Source organism: Sinomonas terrae, from assembly GCF_022539255.1.
Classification (GTDB): domain Bacteria; phylum Actinomycetota; class Actinomycetes; order Actinomycetales; family Micrococcaceae; genus Sinomonas; species Sinomonas terrae.
Genome location: NZ_JAKZBV010000001.1, coordinates 3,447,481 through 3,464,366, shown reverse-complemented (window position 1 = coordinate 3,464,366; position 16,886 = coordinate 3,447,481). Strand labels below are relative to the sequence as shown.

Below are 16,886 nucleotides of genomic sequence, written 5' to 3'. Positions count from 1 at the left end.
TGTTAGATCTGGCCGACCGGCATCTTCTTCTCGGCCTGGAACTGGTCCTCAACTCGGCCATGCGCCCAGTATCCCGAGAGTGAGAGCTTCTCGCGCGGCAGCTCGCGCTGCTTGAAGATGGCGCGGAGCTCCTTCATGGCCCCACGCTCGCCGTGCGCGAAGACGCTCGGCGTGCCGGGCAGCCACTCGGCATCGGCGATGGCCTGGGCGAGGACCACGGTCTCTCCCGCGGGCTCGCCCTCGCGCGAAATCCACCGGATGTCGATGCCTGAGGGCGATTCGAGCTCCATGACGTCGGCGCCGGAGCCGATCTCGAGGAACGCGATCCCGCGGGCCTCGCCGGGGAGGGCCTCGATGGCGGCGGCGACGGCCGGCAGCGCGGACTCGTCGGCGGCGAACAGGTGCCACTCGGCTTCGGGATCGGGGGAGTAGGCCCCGCCCGGGCCGGTGCAGATGAGCCTGTCTCCGGGCTTTGCGGCGGCCGCCCACGGTCCAGCGACGCCCTCGTCGCCATGCACTACGAAGTCGATCGCGAGCTCGCGGGCCTCCGGGTCGAAGGATCGGACGGTGTAGGTGCGCGTTACGGGCCACTGCTCGGCAGGGAGCGATTCGCGCAGTGCCGCGATGTCCACGGGGCCCTCGGGCCATGCTCCGTCTGGCAGCTGGGTGGGAAACGAGACCTTGACGTACTTGTCGGTGAACCCGTTGTCAGCGAACGCGTCGAAGCCCGCGCCGCCGGCGACGACGCGCACGAGGTGCGGCGTGAGCCATTCGGTCCGGGCAACCACCAGATCCAGCGTGGGGCGGGGCTTCTTGGCGGGAGCCGTGGTGGTGGAGGCTGATGTCATGCGGCCCAGAATAGCCGTTCAGCCCCACGCGATCGGCTCTGCACCTTGTTCGACGAGTAATGAATTGGCCCGACTGAACGGACGCGAACCGAAGAATCCGCGAGACGCGCTCAGCGGCGAGGGGTGCGCGGAGGCGATGATCGGCGTCGTGCCCAGAATCGGCCGGACGGACTGAGCGTTCCTGCCCCACAGGATGGCCACGAGCGGAAGGCCGCGGCCGACGACGGCGCGCACCGCCGCGTCTGTCACTTCCTCCCAGCCCACGCGGCGATGGGAGCCCGAGTCTCCGGCCCTCACCGTGAGCGCTCGGTTGAGCAGGAGAACCCCCTGCCCCGCCCACGCGGTGAGATCTCCGCACGAAGGCGACGCCCCGACGTCGTCCGCCAACTCCCGGAAGAGGTTGGCGAGGCTCCGCGGTAGAGGGGCGACCTCGGGGCGCACCGAGAAGCACAGCCCCATCGAATGGCCGGGAGTGGGATACGGGTCCTGGCCGATGACGAGCACACGGACCGCCGAGAGCGGATCGCGGAACGCGCGGAGGACGGCGCCGGGCGGCGGGAGGATGACGGCGCCGGCCGCGGCGTCCTTCGCCGCAGCGCGCAGGGCCCGGCGGAGCGCGGCCTCAGCCGGTGCGAGCGCTGCAGCCCATTCGGGGTGCATGAGGTCTTCGAGCGGCGCATTGGCCATCGCGGCGAGGGACTCGGCCTCCTCGGCTGGGGTCGGCAGGGGCGGGGTGGATTCCGCGCGGGACGGTCCATCTGGGAGCTCGAAGAGCGGCTCGGTCTCGGTCACGGTCTCCAGTCTCGCACCCGAGGCGAATGACACGTGTGTAGTTCCCTTCTAGACTGATGCGAGGTTTGGAAGGTCGGCCGAAGGGAGCGGACGTGGGTGCAGCGGAGCCGGGAGAGGCTTGGGAGCGCGAGGACCGGATGGGGCTCTCGGAGCGGGAGATCCAGATGCTCGCCCTGGAGCGCAACTGGTGGAAGTACGCCGGTGCCAAGGAACAGGCGATCCGGGAGCTCTTCGACCTCTCGGCCACCCACTACTACCAGCTCCTCAACGCCCTGATCGACACCGAGGCGGCGCTTGCGCATGACCCAATGCTCGTGAAGAGGTTGCGTAGACTTAGGACGTCGCGGCAGCGCGCGCGCACGGCTCGTCGCCTGAGCGGCAGCGCGTGAGCCTGCCGCGGTCTCCCCAGCGGAACATCGGACGAGGACCTGACGCCATGAGCACCTACCCCCGTGACGAGTTCGACGACATCCCCGAGACCCCACGGCGCCAAGGAGTGCATCGGACCCGCGTCACCAGCGCGACGGGTCGCCGGGGGGCCTTCGCGTGGGTCCTCCTGGCCGCGGCCGTCGTCGTCGTGCTGGTCGCTGCCGCGCTCTTCCTCGTGCCCAAGCTCCTCCGCCCGACCTCGTCCCCGGCCCCCGCGGGCACCTCGCACACGACGGCGAGCAGCACCCCTAAGGCGTCCCCAACCACGACTCCCAGCCCGAGCAGCGCCCCGTCGACGTCCGCCTCGCCAACCGCCACGTCGCCCAGCACCCCGACACCAACCGCAGCGGCCGCAGACCGGACCCTCCCCGTGGGCGTCTACAACGCGACCACGACGTCTGGGCTCGGCAACAAGGTCGCAACGACGGCCCGCTCCGCCGGATGGACGGTTGCTGCAGTTGGGAACTGGTCCGGAACGCCCGTCAACACCTCCGTCGTCTTCTACCGTGACCCGACCCAGAAGGCCTCAGCGGACGCTCTCGCCTCCGACCTCGGCATCGCCACCGTCCTGCAGGCGCAGCAGCTCGGCTACCCGCTCGCTGCCGTGATCGGCCCCGGGTACACGGGCTAGTGATCCGCCGTCCGGGAGCCGGGTCGGCAGGCCGAGCTGCGCTCCGGGCCGGCGCGGGCGTTGTCGCCGTCCTGGGACTTTCGGCGTGTTCGGTCTTCGCGACGAACGCCCGGCTCGCCCAGACCGAGGCCTCCGGCGACGGTGTGCTGCGCATCGGCATGCTGCTCGACAACACCGGTTCGGCGGCCTTCCTGAACGATGCCCAGCAGGCCGCCGTCGAACTCGCCATCCAGCAGGCGAACGCCGCGGGCGGCCACAAGGGGCGCCCTATCGAGTTCCTGCAGCCCTCCGTCACCTCGGACACCGCGGCGGCCGCGCGCCAGCTCGTGGCGGCGAAGGCCGACGTCGTCATCGGGCCAACGGACTCAAGCCGCGCCCCCGCGGCCATCGACGTCCTCGACAAGGCCAAGACCGTCCTCATCTCGCCGGCGAACCTCGACCCCGCGCTCTCGGGTTACGGGAGTGGCGGCTACTACTTCCGCACCGCTCCGCCCGAGACCGCCGAGGGTGCCGCCCTCGTGGCCGTGGCGAAGGGCAAGGACGCGACGAGCATCGCTGTCCTGCGGCAGAAGGGCGCCTACGGGCAGGACGTTGGTGACGCCGTCGCCGCCGCGGCAAAGGCGGCGGGGCTGGCCGAGAAGGGCAGCGGCGAGTTCTCAGGGCACGACGCCGGGTCCGCCGCGGCCGCCGCCCGTGCCGCAGGCGCGGGAGCGGTCGTCGTCGTTGCCCACGACGAGGCGCAGGCGGTGCTCGCCCAGGTGCACGATGCCGGAGTCCCCGGCTCGAAGATCCTGCTCGCCGACGCCGCCGTCGCCCAGTACGCCACGGGGCTGGCCAGCGGAGCGCTCGACGGCGCGAGCGGCCTTGTGCCGGGCCTCTTCCCGAGCGCAGCGTTCGAGACGGAGATCCTCAAGCAGTCTCCCGGGCTGAAGGACATGACGTTTGCCGCGGAGGCGTACGACGCCGCAGCCCTCGCGATCCTCGCCGCCGGTGAAGCCCAGGACGACGCCGGGGCCTCCATCGCCTCGCACTTAATCGGGGTATCGGGCGGTACGGCGGGGCGCGGGGGAGCGGCTCCCCGGACGAAGTGCACGGCGCTCGCAGACTGCCTCGGTCTCGAGTCGAAGGGGAAGCCCATCGACTATGACGGTCAGTCTGGGCCCATTGCCTTCGACGCGAACGGCGACATCACGACCGCGAACTTCACCGTCATGAGCTATGGGACTGACAACACGGCGCATCAAGCCGGCACCCAAACTGTCGCGCATTGACCTCCGCACTGACGGAGATCCCCGCTTCTGACGCCGCTCTGTTCGCGATTGGCATGAAGCGCAGTCGGCGCTTGCACTCGACCGGGCAGAGTGCTAATTATTGACCTAGCACTCCCACGGGTTGACTGCTAAGTCGGCGGGTTCGCAAAGGCTCGCCAGACCGCCGTCGTCCGAGGGGGGAAGGGAACACCTCGCTGGGGTGAGGCGTCCGCCGACCGGGAAGGAACGGGAAGCTGGCGCCGGCCGTCGCGGGCGCTGCAGCGGGTGCGCTCACCACACGATCGTCCCGAAAGGACAGAAGCCGTCATGGCCAAGATCATTGCATTCGACGAAGAGGCCCGTCGCGGCCTCGAGCGCGGTCTCAACCAGCTGGCCGACGCTGTCAAGGTCACTCTCGGCCCGCGTGGCCGCAACGTCGTCCTTGAGAAGAAGTGGGGCGCCCCCACGATCACCAACGACGGCGTCTCGATCGCCAAGGAGATCGAGCTCGACGACCCGTACGAGAAGATCGGCGCGGAGCTCGTCAAGGAGGTCGCCAAGAAGACCGACGACGTCGCTGGCGATGGCACCACCACCGCTACAGTCCTCGCGCAGGCCCTCGTCAAGGAAGGCCTCCGCAACGTCGCCGCAGGCGCCGACCCGCTCTCGCTCAAGCGCGGCATCGAGAAGGCCGTCGACGCCGTCACGGCCGAGCTCCTCGAGTCCGCCAAGGAGATCGAGACCAAGGAGGAGATCGCCGCGACCGCGTCCATCTCCGCCGGCGACCCCCAGATCGGCGAGCTCATCTCCGAGGCCCTCGACAAGGTGGGCAAGGAGGGTGTCATCACCGTCGAGGAGTCGAACACGTTCGGCCTCGAGCTCGAGCTCACCGAGGGCATGCGCTTCGACAAGGGCTACCTCTCGGCCTACTTCGTGACCGACGCGGAGCGCCAGGAGACGGTCCTCGAGGATCCCTACATCCTCATCGTCAACTCCAAGATCAGCTCGGTGAAGGACCTCGTCGCGGTCCTCGAGCGCGTGATGCAGGCCAACAAGCCGCTCCTCATCATCGCTGAGGACGTCGAGGGCGAGGCTCTGGCCACGCTCATCGTCAACAAGCTCAAGGGCACGTTCAAGTCCGTCGCCGTCAAGGCTCCGGGCTTCGGCGACCGCCGCAAGGCCATGCTCACCGACATCGCGATCCTCACGGGTGGCCAGGTCATCGCCGAGGAGGTCGGCCTCAAGCTCGAGAACGCCACCCTCGAGCTCCTCGGCAAGGCCCGCAAGGTCGTCGTGACCAAGGACGAGACCACGATCGTCGAAGGTGCTGGCGACGCCGAGCAGATCGCCGGCCGTGTCGCCCAGATCCGCGCGGAGATCGAGAACTCCGACTCGGACTACGACCGCGAGAAGCTCCAGGAGCGTCTCGCCAAGCTCGCCGGCGGCGTCGCCGTCATCAAGGCGGGCGCGGCCACTGAGGTCGAGCTCAAGGAGCGCAAGCACCGCATCGAGGACGCCGTCCGCAACGCGAAGGCTGCCGTCGAAGAGGGCATCGTCGCCGGTGGTGGCGTGGCCCTCATCCAGGCTGGCGCCAAGGCGTTCGCGAACCTCAACCTCGAGGGCGACGAGTCCACGGGTGCCAACATCGTGAAGATCGCGATCGAGGCTCCGCTCAAGCAGATCGCGTTCAACGCTGGCCTCGAGCCGGGCGTCGTTGCTGACAAGGTCCGCGGCCTGCCCGCCGGCCACGGCCTCAACGCTGCCACCGGCCAGTACGAGGACCTCCTCGCCGCTGGCGTCAACGACCCGGTCAAGGTGACCCGCTCTGCTCTGCAGAACGCTGCCTCGATCGCCGGCCTCTTCCTCACCACGGAGGCCGTCGTCGCCGACAAGCCCGAGAAGGCTGCCCCGGCGATGCCGGGTGGCGACGAGATGGGCGGCATGGGCGGCTTCTAGCCCCCACACCGTCTCGGGTACGGATAATCCGGCCCGGGAGCGTTTCGGGTACGGATATTCCGGCCCGGGAGCGTCTCGGGTACGCCGGACGGCTGCCCCAAGAACGACGGCGGGGTCCCCACTTCGGTGGGGGTCCCGCCGTCTTTGCGTTTCGGGTACAGATATTTCCCCCATCACACCTCTCGGGTACGCCAACTGTGGGGCATCTCGGGCGCACAAACTCACCTCCAGCAGCGTCTCGGGTACAGATGCTCGCACGGAGAAGAATGTGCGGGAGGACAGAACGCGCACGACGACGGAGGGCGCCTTTCGCACGGAAAGAGCCTTCCGCCGTCGTGCCTGAGACGGTCAGGGGTGGGGGTATCTGTACCCGAGACGGTCAGGGGTGGGGGTATCTGTACCCGAGACGGTCAGGGGTTAGGCTTCGGGGGTTCCCTGGTGGAAGCGGAGGCGCCATCGGCCGTCGGCGCGCTGCCAGAGGGAGCTCCTTAGGGCGGAGCCGTCCGAGCCTTCGGTGCGGTAGAGGACCTGGATGAGGTCGCGTGAGAGGGGAGCGGCCTCGACGAGTTCGAACGTCACGCTGATCTCGGGGGCCTGCACGAGGGCGTCGACGATCTCCTCCCTCAGCCAGAGCCGTCCCGATTGCCCGATCTCGCGGTACTCCGGATGCAGGAGATACGCGAGCTGGCCGAAGTCGCTTCGCGTCTCGGGGTCGAGCAGTTCCTGTTCGAGTTCGACCACGGCCTCGACTTCGCGCGGTTGTGCCAGCAGGTCTGGCTCAACCCGACCGTCGGGCTCAGAGTCGGAGTCTTCGAGACCTTCAAAGAGCCCGTCTTGAACTGGTTTCGACGTGGGCTCAGCCGCTGCTTTCGGCAGCTCCCGCGGCAGTGCGCCCCCAAACCCCGGCCCCTCGACCGGGACGACGCCGGCTTGGAAGGCTGTAGCACAGGCCCTCGCTCGCTCGTCCGCGGCCTCGTTGAGCGAGTGGCCCGCATGGCCCTTGACCCATTCGAACCTGTAGGAGCGGCCGACGAGCTCTTCATCAATCTGGCGCAGGAGATCCACGTTGAGCACGGGCTTGCCGTCGGCTTTCTTCCAGCCGCGTCGCTTCCAGCTGGGCATCCATTTGGTGACGCAGTTGATCACATACTGGCTGTCGCAGAGTATGTGCAAAGGCTCTTGGGGCAGATGGGCCGTGGATCGGAACAGGTCGAGGACAGCCATGAGCTCGCCCTGGTTGTTCGTGCCGTGCGGCCAGCCGCCCGCATGCCACCGGTCCTCGTCGACGTACCACGCCCAGCCCGCGGGGCCGGGGTTTCCGAGGGCAGAACCGTCTGCGGCGGCGGTGATTGTCATGCCGTCCATCCTGCCAGAACAGGGGGACAACCTAAGCCGGACCCGCTTCCAGCTGCGTAGCGGGCCCGGCTTAGGCGCGGAGAGCAGGGCTCAGAGGAATAGCCGAGCGTTGCTGCTCTCCATTTCCTGATACCCCACACTCGCTTGCTGAAGCGCAAGACCTATCGAGTCGAGAGACGACTCGACTTGGACGTGCGTTCCGGCCCACTGCGCGACAACCGCCTGGAAGTTGGTCGCTGCCTGCCCCTGCCAGCTCGCGCCGAGGCCCTCGAGATCCGCCCGGAGGCTACGCGCCTCCGCCCGGACCCGCTCGACACTCGCGGCCACCTTCTGCGCGCTTGCGTTCATGTGCTCGGTATCAGCCTTCAAAACGGCCATGACCGTCCCCCTTTTCCCGTGATCGTCTTCCCATGTTCGTCGGCCGACGCTCCCTCGCCCGAACCTGTCGACTTCGGGCCCTCGCCCGCCGTCACCACGAGCCTAGGAAGGCGCACGCGGCCGCCGCAGCCCGCCGTCGTCGTATGTGGACAACTCAGGAGATTTCGCTGTCCTCAGGGGAAGTGTTGGGGGCGATTCGCCGGAGGCCCCCTGTATCGAGGGCGGGCAGGCTCTCGGGCGGCTCGGGCGCCTGCTCAGCCGCAACCTGATGAGGCAGTTCGATGACAAACGTGGCCCCACCGCCGGGGGTCGGCCGATGCCGCACGGTGCCGCCGTGGGCGCCGACGATGGCCGCGACGATTGCGAGGCCGAGGCCAGTACCACCCGTATCGCGGGTGCGCGACGTATCAGCCCGGTAGAACCGCTCGAAGATCTTCGGAGCGTCCTTCTCGGAGATGCCGGGACCGTGGTCCCGCACCTCGAGCACCGAAGAGAGCCCGCCTTCCTCGCGGCGCGCACCAACCGCGATCTCGAGCGGCGAACCCTGCGGCGTATACCGCAGGGCATTGCCCACCAGGTTGCCGACGACCTGCCTGAGCCGACCCTCATCGCCGAGGGCCGGGGCCGCTGCCGGGCCGATTCCGGGTTCCAGCCCCACGAGGCGCACGCTCCTGTCCGGCGCGGACGCCTGGGCGTCGACGACGGCGTCGTGCCCGATCGGCAGGAAGTCGACGGGCCTCAAGACCACGGGGCGCTGCTCATCGAGCCGCGCGAGGGTCAGGAGGTCCTCGACCATCGTGCCCATGCGCTTGGCCTCGCTCTCGATCCTGCCCATCGCCATCCCGACGTCCTCCGAGGTCGAGAGCGCGCCGTGCCGGTACAGCTCGGAAAAGCCTCGGATCGTCACGAGGGGAGTGCGCAGCTCGTGCGACGCGTCCGAGACGAACCTCCGCATCCGGGCCTCGGACTCCGTTCGGTCGCGGAACGCCTGCTCGATGTGGGCGAGCATGGTGTTGAGGGACGTCGAAAGCCGGCCGAGCTCAGTGCCGGGCGCCTCTTCGTCGACGCGTTGGGAGAGGTCGCCCGCGGCGATCGCCGCGGCGGTCTTCTCAACGCGGCGAAGCGGACGGAAGGCGCGCGTCACGGTCCAAGAAGCGACGAAGAAGACGATGGCCAGCGTGAGGACGCCGACGCCGATCTCGAGGAGGAGCGTGTGGTTCATGGCGTCGTCGACGCTCGTGAGCGGCAGCGCGATGAGCATCGCGGCGCGTTCGCCCGTGCTCGTGATGCGAACAGGGATCGCGATGTACCGCCAGTCCGAATCGCCGTCCGTCCCGTTGGCCTGCCGGATGATGTGCTGGCTCTGCATCTGCTGCGCCTGGTCCGGCGTGATCATGGCGACGTCGGGGCGCGCCTGATTCGGATTGGGCACCGGGTAGGTGCGCGGCGGGGCGCTGCTCGTGTAGAGGACCAGAACGTAGTCGGTCGGAAGCTCGGGGTTCGGCGTGGTCAGCAGGTCGATGTTCTGGTTCTGCTGGGCGTAGTCCGAGGCGTCGATGAGCTTGTCGTCCACCTGCCCGACCAGGAACTGGTGGAGCTGAGTCAGCGTCCCCGCACTCGTGAAGACGATGGCCGCTGTGAGGAGCACCATCATGATGGCGACGAGCTGCGAGCGCAGCGACGCCGTCTTCCAGCGTGCGAGCACGTTACCGCTTTTCGGCAGTCCTGAGGACGTAACCGACTCCGCGCTTGGTCTGGATGAGGCTCGGTCCATTCGCGTCCACCTTGCGCCGGAGGTACGAGATGTAGGACTCCACGATCGACGCGTCACCGTTGAAGTCGTATTCCCAGACGTGGTCGAGGATCTGCGACTTCGAGAGGACCCGGTTCGGGTTGAGCATCATGTAGCGCAGGAGTTTGAACTCGGTCGGGGAAAGGTCGATGGTCATGCCGCCGCGGCGGACCTCGTGCGCGTCGTCGTCGAGCTCGAGGTCGTCGACACGGATGACCGCGTCGTCGTCGAGGATGGGCTGGGTGCGCCGGAGGACGGCGCGGATGCGCGCGACGACCTCGTCGAGGCTGAAAGGTTTCGTGACGTAGTCGTCGCCGCCGACGGTGAGGCCCTGGACCTTGTCCTCGGTCTCGTCCTTGGCCGTGAGGAACAGGACGGGGACATAGCGGCCAGACGCCCGGAGCTTGCGGGTCACTGTGAAGCCGTCCATGTCCGGCAGCATGACGTCGAGCACCATGAGATCGGGCGCCTGCTCCTCCGCGGCTGCGAGGGCTTCGCGGCCGTTGCTCGCGGCGATGACCTCGAAGCCTGCGAAGCGCAGTGAGGTCGAAAGCAGTTCGCGGATGTTGGGCTCGTCGTCCACGACGAGGAGCTTGGCTTCAGGTCCCGTGTTCTTCACGCTCCCATGGTGCGCCCAGATTCTGAGAATCGGCTGGAGGCTTTCTGTGTGCGGTCGACGGCGAGGCTGGACCCTGATTGGGAGGTCTCCGAGGGGAGGAGCGGCTCAGTCCTTCGCGAGGTCCGCCGCGTCGACGATGCGGTAGGCGTACCCCTGCTCGGCCAGGAAGCGCTGGCGTTTCGCGGCGAATTCCTGGTCGAGGGTGTCTCGCGCGACGAGCGCGTAGAAGCGCGCCGCGCGCCCGTCCGCCTTGGGCCGCAGCAGCCGGCCGAGCCGCTGGGCCTCCTCCTGTCGGGACCCGAACGAGCCGGAGACCTGGATCGCGACGGCGGCCTCGGGCAGGTCGATCGAGAAGTTCGCCACCTTCGACACGACGAGGCGGTTCAGCTCGCCGGCGCGGAACGCATCGAAGAGCCGCTGCCGCTCCTTGACGCTCGTCGAGCCCTTGATGACGGGGGCGTTGACTCGCTCGCCGATCTCGTCGAGCTGGTCGATGTACTGCCCGATCACGAGGAGCTGGTCGTTCGCGTGCCGAGCGACGAGGCGTTCGACGACGTCCGTCTTCGTCTCGCTCGACACGCACAGGCGGTACTTGTCGGCGTCGTCGGCCATCGCGTAGGCCATCCGCTCCTCGCGGGGAAGGTCCACGCGGACCTCGACGCAGTCGGCGGGCGCGATGTAGCCCTGCGCCTCGATGTCCTTCCACGGGGCGTCGTAGCGCTTCGGGCCGATGAGCGAGAACACCTCACCCTCGCGCCCGTCTTCCCGCACGAGCGTGGCCGTCAAGCCCAGCCGACGGCGCGCTTGGAGGTCCGCTGTCATGCGGAAGATGGGTGCGGGCAGCAGGTGGACCTCGTCGTAGACGATGAGCCCCCAGTCGTTCTGGTCGACGAGTTCGAGGTGCGGGTAGAGGCCGCCGCGCTTCACCGTGAGGACCTGATAGGTCGCGATCGTCACGGGCCGGACTTCCTTGACGGAGCCCGAGTACTCGCCGATCTCGTCCTCGGTGAGGCTCGTGCGCTTGAGCAGCTCCTGCTTCCACTGGCGCGCGGAGACGGTGTTCGTGACGAGGATGAGGGTCGTGGTCGAGGACTGCGCCATCGCGGCCGCGCCGACGAGCGTCTTGCCCGCACCGCACGGGAGGACGACGACGCCGCTGCCGCCGGCCCAGAAATTCTCGGCGGCGAGGCGCTGGTATGGCCGGAGGGCCCAGCCGTTCTCCTCGAGGGCGATGGGGTGGGGCGTCCCGTCGACGTAGCCGGCGCGGTCGTCGGCGGGCCACCCGATCTTCAGCAGCGCCTGCTTGAGCTGGCCGCGCTCCGACGAATGGACGACGACGGTCTCCCCGTCGATGCGCGGGCCGAGGAGGGGCGCGATCTTCTTCGCCCGCATGACTTCCTCGAGCACTGGGTAGTCGTCGGTCCGCATGACGAGGCCGTGCTGGGGATCCTTCTCGAGCCGCAGCCTGCCGTAGCGGGACATCGTCTCCTCGATGTCGATGAGGAGGGAGTGCGGGACGGGGAACCGTGAATAGCGCAGGAGCGTGTCGAGGACCTTCTCGGCGTCGATTCCCGCGGCGCGCGCGTTCCACAGCCCGAGGGGCGTGACCCGGTAGGTGTGGACGTGCTCGGGGGCGCGTTCGAGCTCGGCGAACGCCGCGATCGCGTGCCGTGCCTCGGTCGCCTGCTCATGGTCGACCTCGAGCAGGATCGTCTTGTCGCTCTGGACTATCAGCGGGCCGTCAGACACGGGTGCTCCTTCTTGGGCCCGCTCGGGTTATCAGGCCAGCTCGACGTCGATGATGCGGTGAACGCTGAGCACGCGCTCGGTTTCCCGCTCGGGGTCGAAGACGCGCACCCGGCCCGCGGAGATCGAGACCGGGCGTAGTTCCTCCACCGTCGAGTTGCCGAGCGCATCAACGATATTCAAGCGTACTGCCCGCTTGAGCCGGATGGCCTTCTGCAGTGTCTCGATGCCGAGCATCGGCGCGGCCTCGTCGCCGTTGGCGACCACGGCCGACTGGTTCCGCAGGATCGCGAGCTGGGCCTCGACGTCGTCCGCTGTGGGAATGGCGGGCCTGGGCTGAGGCGTGGGCAACGCGGTCGCCCCCGCGCCGCCGCGTGATCGCTGGAGCCGCACTACCGGATCGAACGAGGAATCGATGGCCGGCGCCAAGCCGAGCTCGCGAAGGACGGTTGCGGCTTCCTGGGGCGTGGCATTGCTGACGAGGACCGTGGGCGCGATCTGGGTGAGTCCGAGCTGCTGGGCCGACGGTTCGCGGAGGAGTCCGGCGAGGGCGGCTTCGTCGTCGCTCGAGATGAAGGACCCGGCGCGCCCGATGCGGATGCGCCCGTAGCGGCCCGCAGTGTCCTCGATGAGGTAGGCGAGGGGCTGCGGGATGCCGGCCTCCGCGTGCTGGGCGAGGAAGGCCGAGATCGACGCCGCGTCCTCGCCGGCGTCCAGCGCTCGCCGGAGGCTCGTCGCTGAGAAGCGGTAGATCGTCGCGGGCCCGCGCCCCTCGGCATCGGCGAGGAGGGCAAGGCGCCGCGCGAGGCCGGGCTCGAGGTAGCCCGGGGCGACGGCGGTCAGGTCTGCTTGGAGGTGGATCCGATCGACGCTCTGCGGGAGGATCTCCTCGAGCAGGGCGCGGAGGCCCTCGTAGTCGCCGCGCACAACAGCGGAGCCAGCCCTTGTGAGGGCACCCGACCCGAGGAAGCCGATCATCGTCGCCTCGGCGAGGACCCCGTCGAGTAGGCCGCGCAGGCGGCGCGCAAGGCGCGGCTGGGCCCATTCGAGGCGGGTCCGGACGTCCTGGGCGCGGACGACGACGGCGCGTCCGTCCGAGCTGCTCGCCTCACTGCTGAGCTCGGCCGCCACTTCGAGGACCCGACGCCGGACGGTCGCCGCGTCGGGACGCTGCCCCTCGCCGGAGAGAGGGGCGAGCTGCCCGCCGCCCTCCGCGGTCATCGCGAGCGAGGCGACCCGGGGCGTGTCGAGCCACGAGGCCGCGATCAGGAGCCACTGCTCGGGGCGGGGGAGCGCGAGCCATTCCTCGGCAGCCGTGGCGCGCCACGTGGAGGTGTCGACGTCGAGCGTGAGGATGCCCACGGCCGCGGCGAGTTCGAGCGCGAGGACGGTCTGATCGGAGTCCGCGCGGAGCGCGGCGGTGATCCGGCGCAGCTCCCGGGTTCCCACGCCGCCGGCGCGGAGCGTCTCGATGGGTCGCTCCGCGGCCTCGACCGCGAGCCCGCTCACGAGCCGGAGGACCTCGCCGATCGCGCCGAGCGCTGCGTTACGCCGGAGGGCAGTGCTCGTGGTTGTGGCGGGCGGGGGCGGCGGGTCGAGCGCGAGGTCGGGGACGATCCGGCCGCCGCGCAGGGCAAGGCCCACAGGGCGGGGCAGCTCGACGTGCTCGTCGTCGAGCGGGACGAGCAGACCGTGCGAAAGGAGCCAATCGACAGGGTTGTCGGTCTTCCGCCCCGGGCGCACGCGTGCCTCGGCGTGCGGCACGGCGCCGACGGGCCAGTTCGTGAACTTCGAGAGGACTTCGCGCGCCTTCGGGGGCGCGCTCTCGAGCGCCTCGGGGAGCGCAGCCCAACGCTCGAGCGCGTACGCGGCGGCGATGCGATGCTCAACGTGCTGCTGCTGGGCCGCCGCGGGGATCGCGTTGACGATGTCCGCGGCTTTCTCCGCGAAGAACTGCGAGACGGACGTGAGCTCGGTGTAGCCCCGCCCGAGGCCGGCCGGGTAGCTGCCTAGGACCTCCCTGACGCGCGCGACCGGCTGGTAGTAACGCCGCCTGCTCCCCGACGCGGAGTGGATGGAATCCGGAGGGTCGGCGCGGTAGATGAGCGCGAGCTGCGAGAGGTCGGCGAGGATCGCGTCGAGGGTGCCGAGAGTCGCGTTGCCGACGGCGTGGCGGAGTTCGACGGCGCTGCCGCTGCGGCCTTCGTCCTCGTCCGTGGTCAGGACGAGGGCCTCGAGCACCTGCAGCTGCGGCTTCGACAGCGATTCGAGAGCCCGCTGGAGGCTGACGCGGGCGCAGGCCCGCGCGGCGAGGGCAGCAAAATCGGGAACGCCGGGCGTGATGAGGTCCGGCCTGGCGGCGAAGAGACGGCGTAGAGCATCGTTGCCCCGAGCGGATAGTTCTTCGGCGAGTGCGCGGATCGATGACATGCCCCTAGCGCTTCCTCCTTTCGAGGAACGCCGCGACGAGCGCGGCGCCCATGCAAGCGAACGCGAGTGGAAGGCCGTAGAGCACGACGGCGGCCATCCAGCCGGGAGGCGTCTTCCCCGACGCTGCCAGTACGAGGGCAAGCGCGACCGTCGCGAAGGAGAAGACCGCGACAGCTGCACCGCCCCAAGAGGCGACGCGGCGGAATGTTGGCGCCATGAATCCAAACCTAACAGTGCCAGAGCCTCTGGCGCGTCCGTGGCTGACCGGACACAGTAATCTAGGGAGAGCGGTTCGCGCAGAACAGCGAGCAATTACTCCAACAGCGAGCAATTACTCGAACAGCGAGCAATCAGCCGAACGATGAGCAATCAACAGATTGGGGTCAGGGCAGTGCCCACTGGCAAGGTCAAGTTCTTCGACAAGGCGAAGGGCTTCGGGTTCATTGCGGGCGATGACGGGCACGAGGTCTTCCTGCCGGGCAGCGCTGTCCCCGCCGGTGCGGGTGAGATCAGGACTGGAACCCGGCTCGAGTACGGCATTGCCGAGGGCAAGCGCGGCCCGCAGGCGCTCGGCGTGCGCGTGCTCGAGAAGCTTCCGTCCGTGGCTCGGGCCAAGCGCATGCCCGCACGCGAGCTGGCCCCGATCGTCCAGGACCTCGTGAGTGTCCTGGACAATCTGTCGGGGCAGCTCGCCAAGGGGACCTACCCCGAGAAGGGCGCCACGATCGCGGCCGCCCTCCGCCGCGTAGCCGACCAGCTCGACGTCTGACATGGCAGGGCAAGCTTCTTCCTCCACCACCGCGGGCGGCGCTGAACCGCGGCCGCGGGCTGGCGTCCCTGTGTGGCGCGTCGGCAAGCCGGACGCTCTCCTGGCCGGAGCGGTCGGGGCTGCGCGGGCAGCCCTCCTCGAGGCCGTCGACGCAGAGCACATTGGCCGCCACCTTGGGGCGAAGAGCGAGGGCGAGCGCCTCGTCACCCATCTCTTCGAATGCCTCCGCCCGGGCTACCGAGGCTGGCAGTGGTACGTGACGGTGGCGAGGGTTTCGCGGTCCAAGATCGTCACCGTCAGCGAGCTCGGCGTCCTGCCGAGCGAGGATTCGGTGCTCGCTCCGGAGTGGGTGCCGTGGTCGGAACGCGTGCGGCCCGAGGAGCGGGAGCAGGCGATCCTCGACGCGGCGGCAGAGGGCGTCGAGGCCGCCGATGAGGCCGATGAGTACGACGACGAGGCCGCTGACGAGTCCGCGGATGATTCCTCTGACGAGGGCCCTGACGAGGCAGAGGAAGCCGAAGCAGAGGAAGCCGAGGCAGAGGAAGCGATTGAGGCGGCCGACGCGGAGGCCGCAGGCATCACCGACATCGACGACGAGATCGACTGAGCCGGTATTTAGCTGGCATAACGGTCAACTGGCTTAACGTTCAATGGTCAGCTCCCGCGGGTGGATTCCCGCCGGAGCTGACCATTTGTGTCAGCCGCGCAGGGCCGCCACTACGTAGTCGATGCACTGCGTGAGCTTGGTGACGTCGTCGGGCTCGATCGCCACGAAGGTCGCGATGCGGAGCTGATTGCGCCCGAGCTTCCGGTACGGCTCCGTGTCGACGACGCCGTTCGCCCGCAGGATCTTCGCGACCTGGGCCGCGTCGACCGACTCATCGAAGTCGATGGTTGCGATGACGTTCGAGCGCTCGGACGGGTTGGAGACGAACGGGGTCGCGAAGTCGGAGGCCTCGGCCCACGAATAGATGCGCTCGGCGGAGTCCGCGGTCCGCTTGGTCGCCCAGTCCAGGCCGCCCTGGGCATTGAGCCACTCCACTTGGGCGTTGAGGCCCACGAGCGTTGTGAGGCTCGGCGTGTTGTACGTCTGGTTCAGCTTGGAGTTGTCGACCGCGGTCTTGAGGTCGAGGAAGTCCGGAATCCACCGTCCCGAGCCCTTGATCTCCTCGACGCGCTCGAGCGCGGCGGGGGAGAACAGCGCGAGCCACAGGCCGCCGTCGGACGCGAAGTTCTTCTGGGGGGCGAAGTAGTAGACATCGGCCTCGGCGATGTCCACATCGAGCCCGCCTGCGGCGCTCGTCGCGTCGATGACAACGAGTGAGCCCTCGTCGGCGCCCTCGACCCGGCGAACGGGAGCCGCCACGCCGGTTGAGGTCTCGTTCTGCGGCCATGCGTACACGTCCACGCCGCCCTCTGCTGCCGGCTCCGGACGGGTGCCCGGCTCGGACGTGCGGATGCTGGAGGCCTCGAGGAACGGCGCCTTGTCCGTGGCTTTGGCGAACTTGGAACCGAACTCGCCGAACGAGAGGTGCTGAGCCTTCGAGCGTACGAGCCCGAACGACGCCGCATCCCAGAACGCGGTCGAGCCGCCGACGCCGAGGATCACCTCGTAGCCCTCCGGCGCCTTGAAGAACGAGGAGAGACCCTCGCGGACGGAGCCGACGAGGTTCTTCACGGGGGCCTGGCGGTGCGAAGTACCGAGGAGCTTCGTCCCAGCGGCCGCGATTGCCTCGACCTGCTCCTTCCTCACCTTCGAGGGGCCGGCACCGAATCGGCCGTCGGCCGGCAGGAGGTCGGCAGGAATGTCCAGCTGGGTCGTTTCGCTCACGGGGGCTCCTTGCAACGATTCCGGGCGGAGGCTCCTTCCGCCCCGCAACAGTCTGCCGC

At 69.0% G+C, this 16,886-nt stretch carries 16 protein-coding genes; 6 read left to right on the top strand and 10 right to left on the bottom strand.

Features of this window, described 5'->3' with window-relative positions:
* Window positions 1-2: 2 nt before the first annotated feature.
* Both L0M17_RS15960 and L0M17_RS15955 read right to left on the bottom strand, forming a co-directional pair.
* The gene (locus L0M17_RS15960) at window positions 3-848 is read right to left on the bottom strand and encodes a siderophore-interacting protein (RefSeq protein WP_241055258.1); all 846 of its coding nucleotides are present in this window, start codon (window positions 846-848) and stop codon (window positions 3-5) included.
* An 18-nt stretch (window positions 849-866) separates the two neighbouring features.
* Window positions 867-1,640, bottom strand: coding sequence for a uracil-DNA glycosylase (locus tag L0M17_RS15955; protein ID WP_372498035.1), 774 nt, complete (start codon window positions 1,638-1,640; stop codon window positions 867-869).
* A gap of 137 nt (window positions 1,641-1,777) precedes the next feature.
* On the opposite strand from L0M17_RS15955, the gene L0M17_RS15950 reads away from it, so the two are divergent.
* The 4 genes from L0M17_RS15950 (at window position 1,778) to groL (ending at window position 5,906) form a co-directional block, all read left to right on the top strand.
* Window positions 1,778-2,029: a DUF3263 domain-containing protein gene (locus L0M17_RS15950; protein ID WP_241056479.1), complete on the top strand. Its 252-nt coding sequence runs from the start codon at window positions 1,778-1,780 to the stop codon at window positions 2,027-2,029.
* Between the two features lie 47 nt (window positions 2,030-2,076).
* Window positions 2,077-2,700: a LytR C-terminal domain-containing protein gene (locus tag L0M17_RS15945; RefSeq protein WP_241055256.1), complete on the top strand. Its 624-nt coding sequence runs from the start codon at window positions 2,077-2,079 to the stop codon at window positions 2,698-2,700.
* Window positions 2,700-3,971, top strand: a complete 1,272-nt coding sequence (locus L0M17_RS15940; RefSeq protein WP_308196889.1) for an ABC transporter substrate-binding protein — start codon at window positions 2,700-2,702, stop codon at window positions 3,969-3,971. The genes L0M17_RS15945 and L0M17_RS15940 overlap by 1 nt, the downstream gene beginning before the upstream one ends.
* A 306-nt stretch (window positions 3,972-4,277) precedes the next feature.
* The gene (gene groL / locus L0M17_RS15935; RefSeq protein ID WP_241055255.1) at window positions 4,278-5,906 is read left to right on the top strand and encodes a chaperonin GroEL; all 1,629 of its coding nucleotides are present in this window, start codon (window positions 4,278-4,280) and stop codon (window positions 5,904-5,906) included.
* Between the two features lie 417 nt (window positions 5,907-6,323).
* Here the strand turns inward: groL and L0M17_RS15930 are convergent, their stop codons facing one another.
* The 7 genes from L0M17_RS15930 to L0M17_RS15900 form a co-directional block, all read right to left on the bottom strand.
* Window positions 6,324-7,262: a ribonuclease HI family protein gene (locus tag L0M17_RS15930; RefSeq protein WP_241055253.1), complete on the bottom strand. Its 939-nt coding sequence runs from the start codon at window positions 7,260-7,262 to the stop codon at window positions 6,324-6,326.
* 90 nt (window positions 7,263-7,352) lie between these two features.
* Complete coding sequence (locus tag L0M17_RS15925) at window positions 7,353-7,640, bottom strand: WXG100 family type VII secretion target (RefSeq protein WP_241055252.1); 288 nt, start codon at window positions 7,638-7,640, stop codon at window positions 7,353-7,355.
* Window positions 7,641-7,794: 154 nt separating this feature from the next.
* A complete protein-coding gene (locus tag L0M17_RS15920) occupies window positions 7,795-9,345 on the bottom strand; it encodes a sensor histidine kinase (protein WP_241055250.1) in 1,551 nt (516 codons plus the stop codon).
* Between the two features lies 1 nt (window position 9,346).
* The gene (locus L0M17_RS15915) at window positions 9,347-10,051 is read right to left on the bottom strand and encodes a response regulator transcription factor (protein ID WP_156144090.1); all 705 of its coding nucleotides are present in this window, start codon (window positions 10,049-10,051) and stop codon (window positions 9,347-9,349) included.
* A 105-nt stretch (window positions 10,052-10,156) separates the two neighbouring features.
* Window positions 10,157-11,800, bottom strand: coding sequence for a DNA repair helicase XPB (locus L0M17_RS15910; RefSeq protein WP_241055248.1), 1,644 nt, complete (start codon window positions 11,798-11,800; stop codon window positions 10,157-10,159).
* A 30-nt stretch (window positions 11,801-11,830) separates the two neighbouring features.
* Window positions 11,831-14,227: a helicase-associated domain-containing protein gene (locus L0M17_RS15905; protein ID WP_241055247.1), complete on the bottom strand. Its 2,397-nt coding sequence runs from the start codon at window positions 14,225-14,227 to the stop codon at window positions 11,831-11,833.
* Between the two features lie 4 nt (window positions 14,228-14,231).
* The gene (locus tag L0M17_RS15900) at window positions 14,232-14,444 is read right to left on the bottom strand and encodes a hypothetical protein (protein WP_241055245.1); all 213 of its coding nucleotides are present in this window, start codon (window positions 14,442-14,444) and stop codon (window positions 14,232-14,234) included.
* Window positions 14,445-14,618: 174 nt separating this feature from the next.
* Here L0M17_RS15900 and L0M17_RS15895 point away from each other — a divergent pair, with 174 nt between their 5' ends.
* Both L0M17_RS15895 and L0M17_RS15890 read left to right on the top strand, forming a co-directional pair.
* Entirely contained in the window at window positions 14,619-14,996 is a 378-nt protein-coding gene (locus tag L0M17_RS15895) for a cold-shock protein (RefSeq protein WP_043122149.1), read from the top strand.
* Between the two features lies 1 nt (window position 14,997).
* Window positions 14,998-15,603: a DUF3027 domain-containing protein gene (locus L0M17_RS15890; RefSeq protein ID WP_241055243.1), complete on the top strand. Its 606-nt coding sequence runs from the start codon at window positions 14,998-15,000 to the stop codon at window positions 15,601-15,603.
* Between the two features lie 90 nt (window positions 15,604-15,693).
* On the opposite strand, the gene serC is transcribed toward L0M17_RS15890, so the two are convergent.
* Window positions 15,694-16,827, bottom strand: a complete 1,134-nt coding sequence (gene serC, locus L0M17_RS15885; protein ID WP_241055241.1) for a phosphoserine transaminase — start codon at window positions 16,825-16,827, stop codon at window positions 15,694-15,696.
* Window positions 16,828-16,886 lie beyond the last annotated feature (59 nt).

Excerpts from the sequence above, each read along its gene's own strand:
- L0M17_RS15960 (WP_241055258.1), bottom strand. The coding sequence starts at position 848 with ATGACATCAGCCTCCACCACCACGGCTCCCGCCAAGAAGCCCCGCCCC.
- L0M17_RS15950 (WP_241056479.1), top strand. The coding sequence starts at position 1,778 with ATGGGGCTCTCGGAGCGGGAGATCCAGATGCTCGCCCTGGAGCGCAAC.
- L0M17_RS15945 (WP_241055256.1), top strand. The coding sequence starts at position 2,077 with ATGAGCACCTACCCCCGTGACGAGTTCGACGACATCCCCGAGACCCCA.
- groL (WP_241055255.1), top strand. The coding sequence starts at position 4,278 with ATGGCCAAGATCATTGCATTCGACGAAGAGGCCCGTCGCGGCCTCGAG.
- L0M17_RS15930 (WP_241055253.1), bottom strand. The coding sequence starts at position 7,262 with ATGACAATCACCGCCGCCGCAGACGGTTCTGCCCTCGGAAACCCCGGC.
- L0M17_RS15925 (WP_241055252.1), bottom strand. The coding sequence starts at position 7,640 with ATGGCCGTTTTGAAGGCTGATACCGAGCACATGAACGCAAGCGCGCAG.
- L0M17_RS15905 (WP_241055247.1), bottom strand. The coding sequence starts at position 14,227 with ATGTCATCGATCCGCGCACTCGCCGAAGAACTATCCGCTCGGGGCAAC.
- L0M17_RS15900 (WP_241055245.1), bottom strand. The coding sequence starts at position 14,444 with ATGGCGCCAACATTCCGCCGCGTCGCCTCTTGGGGCGGTGCAGCTGTC.
- L0M17_RS15890 (WP_241055243.1), top strand. The coding sequence starts at position 14,998 with ATGGCAGGGCAAGCTTCTTCCTCCACCACCGCGGGCGGCGCTGAACCG.